Source organism: Candidatus Uhrbacteria bacterium CG10_big_fil_rev_8_21_14_0_10_50_16, from assembly GCA_002774875.1.
In the GTDB taxonomy this organism is placed as follows: domain Bacteria; phylum Patescibacteriota; class Patescibacteriia; order UBA9934; family UBA11717; genus UBA11717.
The window spans coordinates 1-13489 of record PCYM01000001.1 but is presented as its reverse complement, the minus strand read 5'-3'; the positions used below and the strand labels follow the sequence as shown (position 1 = coordinate 13489).

Sequence of the window (13489 nt, the reverse complement as noted above, 5' to 3'; positions counted from 1 at the left end):
GCAAAGAATCAGAGAAAAGAATTTCGTCACGTATCCATAGGTTTGCCACAAACCACGCTCCATACGGTATACTCAGACCGTCCCTCATTCATTCGCAATTTGTAACCAATCCCTATGTTCAACAAAATTAAAGCCCTTAAAGACGTTCGTTCCCAAGCCAAGGTTCTAGAAAAAGCTCTCGAAGGCGTATCTGCCACAGGAAGCTCGCGCGGATTAGAAATCACCATGAATGGCAAACAAGAGATCCTCAACGTCTCCATCCCAGAAGATATGGAACGATCAGACATCGAGAAGAACATCAAAGTCGCCTTTGCAGAGGCCGTAAAGGACATCCAAAAACTCGTACAAAAAGTGATGCAAGAAACAGGCGGACTCCCAGATTTGAGCCAATTCGGTTTGTAATGCGCGAGTACCCAAAACCAATCCAAACCGTGGTGAACGCGTTCACCTATTTACCCGGAGTGGGGCCCAAAACCGCACTCCGGTTTGTGTTTTATTTACTCAAACAGCCCAAGGGGACCATCGAGGGAATGATTCGCGCGCTGCAAGAGCTCCAATCGTCCATTCAATCCTGTACCATTTGTAAAACCTACACAACGTCCGAGATGTGTGAAACGTGTCTGGATCCACGACGCGACAAAACAATTATCTGCGTTGTAGCACAGCCGCGTGACATTGGCACCATCGACGCGGCAGGATTTAACGGCCGCTACCACGTACTTGGTGGGACACTTTCGCCCATTGAGGGAATTACGCCCGACACGCTTGAGATTGCTTCACTCCTTGAGCGCCTCAACGATGAACCCGCCGTCGCAGAGCTCGTGCTCGCGTTTAACCCAGATATTGAAGGTGAATCAACCATTATGTATCTCTCAAAAGTCCTCAAAGATCGGCCGCTGCGCCTGACGCGTCTGGCTCGTGGACTCCCAGTTGGGTCGGATCTTGAATTTGCCGACGAGGTGACGCTTGGCGATGCCCTGCGCCGCCGATGGGATATTTAACCCCAAAGAGTTGACAAAAAACAGCCCGAATGATACATTGCGCCCGTAATTACTCGCCTCAAACCCGCGGTTACGCTGGGTACAGGCCCCTAAAGAAGTTTATCTATTGTATGTTCGCTATTATCAAAACAGGAGGAAAGCAGCAGGTGGTTGAGGAAGGAAAATGGATCCTCACCGAAAAGATCGAGCAGGAAGATGGGTCAAAGATCGAGTTTGAGCCATTGCTCGTCTCTAACGACCGAGAAACCAAAGTGGGAACGCCTACCGTTGCCGGAATGAAGGTGACGGGTACCATTATGGAACAAGGTCGTTCCGAGAAAGTAAGTATTGTTAAATACAAGCCAAAGAGCAACTACCGACGCCGCACAGGACATCGTCAGCCATTTACCAAGGTGATGATCGATACCATCGCGTAACACAAAACACCCCGTAAGGGGTGTTTTAAATCCTTTAGTAGAGCCCGCCTTCATCAAATATTTGAGGATTTCCGTATAGCATCATTCCCGCTTCTGTAATGGTGGGCCATTTAACACCAATAGATGTCATGACGCCCTCCGACACCTCCAGAGCAAACACCTCTACTCGGTGCACATTCCCATCGCGGTACGATCGTAATTGATCCGCAGAAATTGGAACATTGTACCCATGACGAGACCCCACGTTTGCGATGCGACCTTTGTATGCATTCTCCACATCCACACGCACAAGATCCGCAACGTCTGCCGCCACAAAGTCTCCATCCACGTATACGGCAACAGGGATATTTGAGCTATCCAGCCAGAGATCATCTAAATCAATCGCCCAACCAGCAATATTATTTGCTCCGATACTATCAAGCGAGCCAACAACACCCGAATCCACAACGGGCAATACAATAGCCCCAATGTAATCCCAAGCATTTTGCTGCGCATCACCGGCAAAAAAGTACACCGTGTGGTCTAATCCGTCGTAATAACGAGAAGGCACAAACCAGTGGAACCCAGGCTTCTCACTTGCGTTTGGGAACGTTTGTAACACGTCGAGTCGTCCAATATCTGGAACAAACTCCTCAATGACGTCCAATCCAGCCAAATCGTTCGTCGCACGCACGGTCGTTACGTTCTGCTTATTATTTTTATCAAATGCCCAACCAGACACCCGGATCCGTTGTGCAATGATCTGGTTTGTGTCGACCACCGCCGCGTCGACGGATCCCATGTGCTCTGCTGTCTCTTGGTTGTACTCAATAGACAAGCTCGATGCCGATACCATCATAAACCCTAACCCCACACTCACAAGCGCGCCAAATGCGATCATGGTGTATTTTGCGTAAGAATGTTGTAGAAGTGTTTTCATAGTTTTGTTTTGTTTAGTATAGCGCGTTTAATGATTTTCTTATCCACACGCGCTCACCGTGTCCTCCAACATCACGCCAGGCTCTAGTCCAAACCCCTCAGCCGCGCCCGCTGGCAATTCCAAGACCATATTCACAGGTTCATTACTTGAACGGCGCGCCCAGTCATCCTTCTCTCGCACAGGTACGTTTGCAGACACACCACGCACTTCTCCGCCATGAATCCACACCATGTCGATCGGCATCTTCATCCCCAGCATCCAAAAATTCTGTTGCTTTGTTATATCCATACAAAAGAGCATCCCGCCCTTAAGCGATGTGCGCTCCGACAAACCTTCTGCCTGCTCACTCGGCGTTCTTGCAACTTCCACTTGAATCGTTTTTCCGTTTGGCAAATGGATGATTGCCCGATTCCCTTCGGCGACAGATGAATCCGCGCCAGAGCATCCAGCCCCCAAAAGAGTTAAAGCGATAAAGATTCCTCCAATGCGTTGATGTATGTTCATAGAAATAGTTATAGATTAAGCCGATCTTACCGTCTTTCCCCCTCAACAATCAAGAGCGCGTACGCGCCAATCAATGTAAAAAACATGAGGCAAACCAGGGCGATCAATTTTGCAAAGCTCGGTAACACAAGTGTCAACGATCCAAATCCCAGAGCAAGGAGCGTGTAGAGACCTACCACCTGCCTCTGACTCAATCCGAAATCGTACAGACGGTGATGCAAATGAAGTCGATCCCCTTTACTCACGTCTTTCCCCGAGCGAAGACGACGAAACATCACCCACGCAACATCGAGTATCGGAATCCCCATGACCAGCAAGAGTGTTGCAATCTTCCCACCCGAGATAATCGCCAGTGCCCCAAGAAAAAATCCAACGAGCAAGGCCCCACCCTCACCCAGAAACAGTTGCGCAGGATGCACATTCCAAACAAGAAACCCCAAAAATGCACCAAGAATAATCGCCGACAGCACCACGACGTCTGGTTGAAAATACGCCGTCGTACCTGCGAGCAAGAGCACCATCAACACACCTACCGATCCGATACTTGTTGCAAGTCCATCCAATCCATCCAGTAGTTTGACGGTAAACATCATGCCAAGCAGCCACAAAAAAACAAACACATCCCCAGGCCAACTCACGGCTACCATGTGCGGACCAAGCGCAAACAGATTCCACGTAACGGTCTCAAACCAGACAAATCCGCCAAAGGGGTTCGTGATCTTCTCAATTCCAAGTCCGCCTGCAATAGCCACCAGCGCCGCCGCAACCGGAAACAGTAGCTGAATTTTTGGCGACAGATTATATTTATCATCCAAAACGCCGCCGATCATCAACACGCATCCAGCAAGCAATAGACCAACGTAATGTGCCGTTGTCACACGGCCGCTCGTTAATAGGTCTGAACGTATGAGGACAATCAGAACGGTCATAATCGTAGCCACCAGCACGGCAACACCCCCCATGAGCGGCGTTGTACGACGGTGCACCTTGCGACCTCGTTCTTTGACGTGATCAACAATCCCCCATCGCGTTGCCAAAGCACCCACCATTGGTGCTAAGCTTGCAGCAAGCAGAAAACTCGCACCACCTACGAGCCAGGTCATAGCGCCGGTGCTTTATCGACACGCATTTCCCCACCTGCATCCAATACCACTGTATCGCGTCTCCCTACCTTCCCTTCCAATAACAAGGTTGCAAGTGGGTCTTCGACTTTTTCTTGAATCACACGGCGCAGAGGACGTGCCCCAAACTGCGGATCATAACCGGCCACCGCAAGCTCTTTAAGTGCCGCATCAGACACCGTAAACACAATCCCCTTGTCATCCAATCGCTTTCGGACGCCACCGAGCATAAGCCCTGCAATAGCCATCACATCCTCCATGGTCAGCGGCGTAAAGACCACCACGCCATCAAACCGGTTCAAAAACTCTGGTCGATAATACTGCGATAACTCCTCTTCCATGAGGTGCGTCTTAATTTGATCCATCGGCGTTCCTTGTTTAACCTGTTCCTGAATATACTGAGACCCCGCATTGGACGTGGCGACAATAATTGTTTGCGTAAAATCGACCGTTCGGCCCGCTGCATCTGTAAGCCGTCCATCGTCAAATACCTGCAAAAAAACATTCAAAATTTCTGGATGCGCCTTTTCCAACTCATCTAACAAAATGAGTCCAAACGGTTGCTTGCGCACCGCCTCGGTAAACAATCCGCCTTGTCGCGAACCTGGTACGCCAATGAGTCTGTGGATACTCGATGAATCCTGATACTCCGACATATCCAAACGCACCATAGCCTCCTCATTACCAAAGTAGGTTGCCGCGATGGCTTTTGAAAGCTCTGTTTTACCGACTCCCGTTGGACCCAAAAACAAGAAGTTAGCAATTGGACGTCGGCCAGAGCGCATTTCCGCACGCGCACGACGCAACGCCGCCGACACCATGTTCACTGCCTCTGATTGACCAATCACTCGCGTATGTAGATTTACCTCTAGGGCGAGGAGTTTTTCTTTTTCATCCTGAGAAACCGCGGTTAATGGAACCTTGGCAGCTACCGACACAATTTGGGCAACATCTTGCTTGGTAATCGTTGCACCTAATCCTCGACTCTGCTTTACCATGAGGGCTGTCTCCTCCATGAGGCGTATGGCCTTATCCGGCAAGAATTGGTCATGCAAATACCGCGCGGTTAGATCCACAAGCGCCTCAACCGCCTCATACGAGAACAATACCCCCTGCTCTGCCTCAGGCTTTCCAACCTTTGCCTCAATAATCTGAATCGCCTCATTTTTATTTGGCTCGTCCAAATCTACCTTCGTAAGGCTACTGGCCAAGGCAGAACCTTCAATGGCATCTCTGTACGCCGCTGGTGTCGTAGTGGCAATGAGTACAAAATATCCTTTCTCCAATTCCTGTGCGAGCAACGAGGACAAATCAAGGCTTTGCGCACTGCCCGCCGTAATACCTACCAAATCGTCGATATTGGGAATCGCAAGCGCAATGTTTCCGGAACGTCCAACTTCATTTAACGCCAACAATAAACGCTCCTCCGCCTGCGCTGGCGTGGCACCCGCCACAAGCCGTCCTACGTCAATACTTACGAGCCGTCGATCCTTTAGTAAATCGGGAACGTCTTCTTTTACCATCCGTTCCGCGATTCCGTCTATGATTGCTTGTTTGCCGATTCCCGGTTGTCCCACCAGCACGACGCTCCGTCCACCACTTTCAAAAACTCGTAACACACGCTCCATCTCTGTCTCACGACCGATCAACATAGGTAACCCCGCTCGCGCCGCCTGCGACGTAAGATCCGTACTGACACGATCAAGCAAGGGGGTCGCCACGGCCGTCATGGATCGGTTCATGTTCCCCGTCGGTTTAAGAAAACTTGCCTTTCTAAACATCTGCCACCGCGCACGAAGATTTTCTCGTATTTGTAACCACGCCAGCACGTTCTCCATCGCCTCCTCTTTGATATCCACACCATAGAATAACTCCTGCAAAAATGGCGAGTTACGGTAGGTACTCACAAATACATCCACCGGAGTAATAACGGTCCGCCCGTGCATCGCCGCGTGTACGGCTGCACCCAAGATGGCACGCTGACCCAAGGGATCCAAACGATCCGCCATTGCCTCGCCAGGTTGTGCTTTTGGATACTCCGCGAGTTTATGGGTAAGCGAATCCTTAATTTGATCAAAGTTTATTCCAAGACGTGCGAATAAATGACCAACGCTTGGTTGCGAAAGCTGGCCTGCAAACACATGCAAAAGCCCCACGTAGCGATGGCTAAGACGCTCTGCCAGTAACGCAGCGTCCTCTAACCCCTTCCATGCCTCTTGTGTACAACGAGATCCAATATCCACCCATGGTTTATCCTGCATCTCCTTTGCCGCCTCCCAAGTGGTTTGTAGTGGGTGAAGCGATACATCAACACGTGCGCCAGATTCCTGAGGCTCACGTTTTGCCAGAGCTCGGCGATAAGCCACATACATAACTCCTGCAACCGTCAGCCACAATAACAATTGCACCGAGGAAGGATCCGTCCAAAACGGCAGTGCCTGCCAAACACTTGGAGGCAACAAAACAAACGTTGATACCAAAAAGAGTGCAAAACAGATGCCTGTCACAAGAATCGCTATAAACGTAATAAACGCATCAACGGACCGTTTTGCCTTTCGAAGTTTTCTGGAGCCAATGTCTAATCGATCATTCCAAACAAAGAACGTATTGTCCACGAGGACACCAAAATCATGCGGGCGGTCTTCACTTGCCGAGATAAACGGAAGATTTACCAGTAAGTCCGTCTCATTTGGTTGTACATCTTTTTGTTCTTCCATACCTAGAGAAACAGTCCGTAAGCGTTATAGACAATTGCAACAACAACGATCGGAGGTAGAATGAAGTAGATGCAGTATATGATGATCATCAGACAACTCACTAAAAGCAGTAGCAGGGAGCGCAAAACAATCATCACGGTACGCATAAAAAAACTAATCAAACGACCGGGGATATCATAAGACCCGTACATGGGAACAAACCAGTTCTTCACCCACACATCCACGGCCAATGTTGCACGATAGGTCTCATACCAATCCCACATAAAACGCGACCAGCGCACAACCCCTTTGGAATACCACCAAACCGGAAACCCTAAAACGCCGCCCACGAGGTCGACCAAAAAAAGCTTTGCTGCTTGTACCACCAGTGGCTGCGCCATACGATTGATTTGCAATAGGTACAGTATACCAAAACCCCCGAACACTGCAGCAACGGGGGTGTGGGTAGTCTTATGTTGTTAGTGCATCTCCACGTGGATAATCGAACCAGAACGTCACATTTATATCGGTAATCTGTTTGTTCCACGTGTCCCCGTAAAGGCTTCTTGCCGTTGCCTCGTCTGGGATGTGACGGATCGTGCCGTCTTCCTGCACTTGATACACATGGTTATCCGATTGAATTTTGATCATCCGCCCGGGCGCCATGGTTACGCGTCCACCAATATCCAACGCCTTTAACTGACTATCCTTCACCATCACAATGTTGCTAAATGAGTCGTAATAAGAGAAGTAGACGGACTCAGATGGGAACACGTAACGCTTCCCGTTGCGCACCAAGTACACACCAGATAACGTCTCTCCGCGGAATAGGTTTCCTGCACGTAATTCTACAAACGTTCCATCAATACGCTGCATAATTGCAACAGGTGTCGACGTATCAACTGGTACACTTGGAATATCATCCACATTTTCTATTGGTGTATCCGCACTTGCTATGACGGAAAAGTTTGCGTTTGAGCCATCGCTTACCAACTCCCCTCCTGTTGTCGTGATTCCTGATACCCTTGCATATACGGCAGCTGCTGTAATGTTTGGAACGGTCCAACGATATTCTCCATCGTTCTCCTCGTTCTCCGCGATTAATTTGTAGGTTCGACCCTGGTCTAGGGTGTAGGTGAGTTTAATCGTTGTGAGTTTATCACCCGACGCCGACCAAGAAATAGTTACAATCTGCCCGCCCACAAGTTGCTCTCCTCCATTTGGTGCTATCAGTTGTGCCGTTGTTACCGTGGCATCCGGACCTGCACCCGGTGTTGGTGTCCCACCCGTGTTACGTGCGACTGTAAAGGTAAATGGATCCGTAGCACCAGAGCCCGCTCCGCCAAACGCGTTTCCTGTTGTGTCTGCAGATGTCGTTATGTCGATCGTAATTGTGTTTCCTCCTGTCCAATTAGCGGTTGGGGTAACGGTATAGACCGTATTAGACACTGTCCACACTCCGGAACGTCCAGGGTCTGTTCCTACTCCACAACACGAATAGGCAAACGTTCCCGTATTTATTGGTTCAGAAAACGTAAGCGCGATCGTTGCATTGTTTGCGACACTTGTGTCTGCGTCTGCTGGGTTAGAAGATACAAGAATAGGTGATGCGCCGTCCGCGGCGTTTGTCGCACCAAACGTGAGAATAAGGTCACCGCTTGCATCCGCAATGTAATTCGTTCCATCTGTTGAGTTATCGCTATAAGCAAGTGTTGGTTGTGTTGTGTGGCTCGTATCATCTGTTTCTGAACCTGTGATTGTAATAACAACGTCTCCACTAACAACGGAAGCGTTTCCTGTCAATGATCCACCAAAACCATTCGCTCCTGTTGAACTCACCCAAGTAAAGCGTGTATTAGAAAGTGTGCCCACAATCGAAACAGCCGAACCAAAATCAATAATGACACGGTCCACAACCCCGTCTACGTCCGTGTCTTGATACGTCACAGAGGAAGGTGTTGCAGAAGAAGCAAACATCCATCCTGTGTTCCCGGTTCCCTTCACACAACCCACCACACAATTAATCGTGGAGCCTGTATTGTTATTGTCTGACACGTTGAGATACTGCGCCGTTACCGTGCCGGCCGCAGACATATTAATGGCCGTGGTCGGCGTACTCGAAACAAGTGATAAGACTTGTCCGGACGCTCCTTGAAGATCAAGGTTATTCGACACGGTAAACGTTTGCCCCGCAGTAAACGTCAATGTTGCCGCCGAGCTAACATTCTTTGTGAGATTATAAAACGTTGTGGAGCCAGATAGGGTCTGATTTGTCCCATCCAAGGTGAGTGTCCCGCTCGATTGTGTAAACGTTGCCGCGTTCGTAAAATTACCCGCCAACGTAACTGCATAACCTCCCGTATTAAAGGTTCCCGATGTAACCGTAAGTGACCCATTAATATCAACGGGAGCGGCCGCCGTCCAACTACCACTCGGATTTACAAAGGCAAGATTATAATACGAATTCCCTCCTTTTAAGCTTGCAGCCGTTACAGCCCCCTTGTATTCAACCGTTCCAGAATCTGTATCGTTTGTATAGGAGACGGTTGTCTCATCACCACTCAAAATAAGGGTATCGTCGTTAGAAAAGGTTCCCGTGACCGTTAGGTTGTCTCCATTGAGGTAGAACGATCCATTTGTAATCGTAAGATTAGCGACTGTTTCACCTCCAACGGTCATAATAAACACCCCACCAACTCCATCAAACGCCAATGTTGAAGCACTGTAATCGTAGTCCTTAATCGTTCGAGCACCGGAAGTTGCAACATAGGTTACGATACTGCCAGAAGCCAGCGTGGGTGCTGGAGCAGATTCGTCTCCCGTCATGGCGTAGTCTCCACCACTCTCCACGGACAACGTGCCCCCAACGGACAAGGTCTGACCATTCACATTGAATCGCCCCTCTTGAATGGTGAGGTTATTGTTACTCGCCGCATTCAATGTGAGCCCCGTTAGCAACGAGACAGACCCGCCCGACTTGTTCACAAAGATATTCGTATCCCAAGAAGCAGGATCTGCAAAATCGAGTGTCTGCGTTCCCGAACCTGTCACGAGAAGAGTCGAGGTTCCATTTGTTTCAACAGCATCAAAATCCAAATTTCCTTCTATTTGCAAAGGATACGTTGCCGAAGATGATTCACTCAAACGTCCCGCCGTTCGTGTAAGAGTTCCTTGCACGACCAACGTTGAGCTCCCGTTTACACTCAAACTATATCCTCCAGCTTTGTTAAGCGTTAAGTTATAGACTGTAATCGTTCCGACCCCTCCTTCTACCTCAATATTCAAGTGAGTTGATGTCGTTGATGTAATCGTTCCATTGTTGTGGTTAAACGTCGCCCCTGCACTCGCAACGTGCAGTGTTGAAGAGAGAGCTAGATTTCCCGTTGGAGCCGTAAAGGTTCCACTATCTATTTCCAATTCTCCACCGGAAGCAAAATTAACATCACCGGATCCTCCCGTAAACGTTCCTCCATTCACCTGCAGGGCATTCGTCGTCCCCTTTGTTGTTAACGTCCCAGATCCATGAATAAAGGTTCCACCGTTAATATAAAGATTATATACATCCGTCATGGAGGAGGTAGACATGTCTACGGTACCCGCTGTTACCGTGAACGTCATGCTTGCTCCAGTAAAATCAAACGCACTATTCAGCGTTAGCGTTCCACTTGTTTTATTGACCTCAACAGGGGCCCCGAAGGTGTCCGTGGTGTCTGTTGTAGTAAATGACTGATTATTAGAACCCGTAAATTGAATCAGTCCCGTTCCATTATTGATTTGGTAAGTATCCGCAAGTTTCGCAACAGTAAAATCACCTTCAACCCGTAATGTCCCCGTCTGCCAAATACCTCCAGAGCTACTTCCATCGCCGTGCGTTAATGTTCCTGTAACCTTTACGGTAAACGTATTCATTCTATTTCCGTAATTGGCGCCATTTAAGCTCACTAAATTATAAAGAATTGCGTTGCTATTAAAATCAAAATATGCACCACTGCCAGTCCGAATTTGAACGGTTCCATTGTTATGCACAAAGGCACCAGCTGCATCACTAAAACTCACCATAAGGATAAGTGTTCCAGCAGGAGCCGTAACCGTTCCACCGTACGCGGCTTGAATATCTAAACCGCTCAACGTTGTTGCATCCAGGCTCACCGCCTGTGCACTTCCACCATCAAAAATTGCAATGTCGCTGGAACCCGGAACAGACGCTCCGCTTGCGCCACCGCTTGATGTTGACCAGTTGCCCGTCGTGTTGAAAGTCGTAGAAGCTCCCACCCAATATCTATTTGCGGCGGAGGCGTCTAAGACCCCAAAAAACAATCCAAAAAATAACAAAATGAGACAAGCAACTAAATACTTCGGGAACGATCGAATGATGAACATAGAGAGATTAAGTATGCCGACAGTATAGCAAAAACAACCCTGTAAAGAAAAAGAGTTTTCCACAGAAACACCCTACAAAACCCCTTCTTCAATTCCCTGTCTGATTACCTCCATTAATTGCATGTAAAAACGCACATTATGCTCCGTCGCCAATTGCGTACCAAGTGCCTCTTTGAGTCCAAACAAGTGTCGCAAATACCCACGTGTGTAGGCTTGTGAGGCGTCGCAATTATTCCATGAATCAATCGGATCATCGCTGTTGCGATACTCGGCATTCACGATATTAATTTTTGTATAAAAATCTCCGCTCGCGATTAACTCCGGTGTCGGATTCCCATTCCACACAAAAAGTGACCCATGCCGTGCGTGGCGCGTTGGAATCACGCAATCAAACATGTCGATCCCCATGCGCACATAGGCAACAATCTCCTCGGGCATTCCACCACCCATAAAATATCGCACCTTGTCTTGCGGTAAGAGGCTTGCCGTAAACGCCGCAATACGCAAATTGTCTTCCTTGGATTCGCCCACAGAGAGGCCTCCAATGGCGTACCCGTCAAGATCCAACGCCGTGAGACCCGCAACGGATCGTGTGCGCAGCGCTTCATCTACGCCACCTTGCACAATTCCAAAGAGTTTTTGATCCGCTGTAACGGATTGATCCCGATGTGCATATAAATAGTCCTTGCAACGCTTGGCCCATCGAATGGATCGCTCCATGGCATAGGCACGACGTTTATCGCTCACCGTCGGTGGTTCAACAACATCAAGCTGCATGATCATATCCGATCCAATCGCTTGCTGCATGGCAATCGACTCCTCGGGTGTGAGGGAGATTTTACTTCCATCAATGTGTGATCGAAACGTCACACCTTCCTCTGTCACCTTGCGTCGATGTCCCAAACTAAACACTTGGTACCCACCACTGTCAGTGAGCATGGGACCGTCCCAGTGCATCCATTTGTGCAATCCTCCACGTTCGCGCAAGGCGTCCATACCTGGTCGCACAAGCAAGTGATACGTGTTTGCAAGAACTATGGGAACATGAATGCGTTTGAGATCTCGCACGTTCATGGCACGCACCGCACCCTTGGTGGCTATCGTCATAAAAAACGGCGTCTGTAGAGTGCCGTGTGTGGTCGCGAGTTCCCCGCGTCGCGCCTTGGAGATAGTGGATTGTTTGATGCGTGTAAACATGGGGCGAGTATGGCAGAAAATGAAAAAATGTCAATTGCGCATATCCAACGCATTCGATACACTTATTCACAGTTAGTTCAGATAATAACCAGTTATATGTAATTTGAGTCAGGAACAAAGAAAGAATAATGTAGGGGCAAAAATTTATATAGATCACTAATTCATCAATATTATGGACAAAAAAATTCTGAATCATTATTTACAATTTGGCACATTTACTAATCCGGGCTGTTATAAAGAATTTCTTCAAAATCTCCCAGATGACGTCAAAGAACTGGGCAATTTAATCAGTCATCAAATCATTCATCGCGTAACCTTAAAAGAAGGCAACACAAATGCCAACAGAGATTTACGTTATGGAGATATGGAAAAATATCCTTGGCATAAATTGAGATGTGACGATGATGTGTTGCCTACTGCTGTTTCAATGATTGCGGAATTATTAAGATTTGATGACAGAGGTTTTTTGCCCGACAGAAAAGTTGAAAATAAAATTGTTGTCACTTGCCGTTTTGTGGCAATTCTTATGGCATCTATATTGAAATCAAAAAATATTCCTTGCAGGGTTCGTTCTGGTTTTGCGCCCTATTTTAATAATTATAGCGGTGACCACTGGATAAATCAGTATTGGGACAATAAAAAAGAAAAGTGGGTCACTTTTGACGCTGACGGATTTTTTGATAAGTCCATTGGATTTGATCAATATAATATGCCTGAAAATAAATTTGATTGGGCGGCAAATACTTGGCTTGGAATTAGAAACGGCAAGTTAGATGCCAACAATTTTAGAAATGCAGATGGTTCTGTCGGGCTGATGCCAGTTCTTTGGGCAATATTTTACGATTTTCATAGTTTGATGAACAATGAAATTCTTTACAATCAACAGCCCAGCTATATTTACTTCAAATTTGATAAATTAACTGAAAAAGATTTTGAAGAAATAGATGAATTAGCCAAATTAATGTTAGAACCAGATAAAAACTTTGATGAATTAGTCAAAATTTGGAATACAAATAAGAAATCCAGAATTTTGAATGGTCCACTTATTGGCGATAATGATCACTTTTAGTGGAAATAAATTTTTGCCCCTTTCTTTAATAAAATGTTCCTGACTCAAACTCACTCCGCTTCGCTCCGTGCCACGCTGCGCTCTCCCTACACTTCGTTTCAGTCGGGACATATAACAAGGGATATACGGTTCAGCCCTCGGCTCGGGCTTCACCCAAATTTTTCTTCCACTTCGTTCCAGAAAAAC

General features: G+C 47.7%; 11 protein-coding genes. 4 read left to right on the top strand and 7 right to left on the bottom strand.

Annotation, left to right across the window (positions count from 1 at the left end):
* The first annotated feature begins 114 nt into the window (after positions 1-114).
* The 3 genes from COV06_00055 (at position 115) to rplU (ending at position 1417) form a co-directional block, all read left to right on the top strand.
* Positions 115-402, top strand: a complete 288-nt coding sequence (locus tag COV06_00055) for a hypothetical protein (protein PIR47785.1) — start codon at positions 115-117, stop codon at positions 400-402.
* On the top strand, positions 402-1001 hold the full coding sequence (locus tag COV06_00050) for a recombination protein RecR (GenBank protein ID PIR47784.1): 600 nt from the start codon (positions 402-404) through the stop codon (positions 999-1001). Before COV06_00055 ends, COV06_00050 begins: the two co-directional genes overlap by 1 nt.
* A 110-nt stretch (positions 1002-1111) precedes the next feature.
* A complete protein-coding gene (gene rplU / locus COV06_00045) occupies positions 1112-1417 on the top strand; it encodes a 50S ribosomal protein L21 (GenBank protein ID PIR47783.1) in 306 nt (101 codons plus the stop codon).
* Between the two features lie 34 nt (positions 1418-1451).
* Here the strand turns inward: rplU and COV06_00040 are convergent, their stop codons facing one another.
* The 7 genes from COV06_00040 to COV06_00010 all read right to left on the bottom strand — a co-directional run bounded on the left by COV06_00040 (position 1452) and on the right by COV06_00010 (position 12234).
* Positions 1452-2336, bottom strand: coding sequence for a hypothetical protein (locus tag COV06_00040; protein PIR47782.1), 885 nt, complete (start codon positions 2334-2336; stop codon positions 1452-1454).
* Between the two features lie 39 nt (positions 2337-2375).
* Positions 2376-2840, bottom strand: a complete 465-nt coding sequence (locus COV06_00035; GenBank protein ID PIR47781.1) for a hypothetical protein — start codon at positions 2838-2840, stop codon at positions 2376-2378.
* Between the two features lie 26 nt (positions 2841-2866).
* Positions 2867-3943: a hypothetical protein gene (locus COV06_00030; GenBank protein ID PIR47780.1), complete on the bottom strand. Its 1077-nt coding sequence runs from the start codon at positions 3941-3943 to the stop codon at positions 2867-2869.
* On the bottom strand, positions 3940-6678 hold the full coding sequence (locus COV06_00025) for a hypothetical protein (protein PIR47779.1): 2739 nt from the start codon (positions 6676-6678) through the stop codon (positions 3940-3942). The genes COV06_00030 and COV06_00025 overlap by 4 nt, the downstream gene beginning before the upstream one ends.
* A gap of 2 nt (positions 6679-6680) precedes the next feature.
* The gene (locus COV06_00020) at positions 6681-7058 is read right to left on the bottom strand and encodes a hypothetical protein (protein ID PIR47778.1); all 378 of its coding nucleotides are present in this window, start codon (positions 7056-7058) and stop codon (positions 6681-6683) included.
* A 70-nt stretch (positions 7059-7128) separates the two neighbouring features.
* Positions 7129-11037 carry a hypothetical protein gene (locus COV06_00015; protein ID PIR47777.1) on the bottom strand — a complete coding sequence of 1303 codons (3909 nt, stop codon included), beginning with the start codon at positions 11035-11037 and terminating at the stop codon, positions 7129-7131.
* Between the two features lie 72 nt (positions 11038-11109).
* Positions 11110-12234 carry a tRNA guanosine(34) transglycosylase Tgt gene (locus COV06_00010; GenBank protein PIR47776.1) on the bottom strand — a complete coding sequence of 375 codons (1125 nt, stop codon included), beginning with the start codon at positions 12232-12234 and terminating at the stop codon, positions 11110-11112.
* A gap of 163 nt (positions 12235-12397) precedes the next feature.
* Here COV06_00010 and COV06_00005 point away from each other — a divergent pair, with 163 nt between their 5' ends.
* Positions 12398-13303: a hypothetical protein gene (locus COV06_00005; GenBank protein ID PIR47775.1), complete on the top strand. Its 906-nt coding sequence runs from the start codon at positions 12398-12400 to the stop codon at positions 13301-13303.
* The last annotated feature ends 186 nt before the right edge of the window (positions 13304-13489 follow it).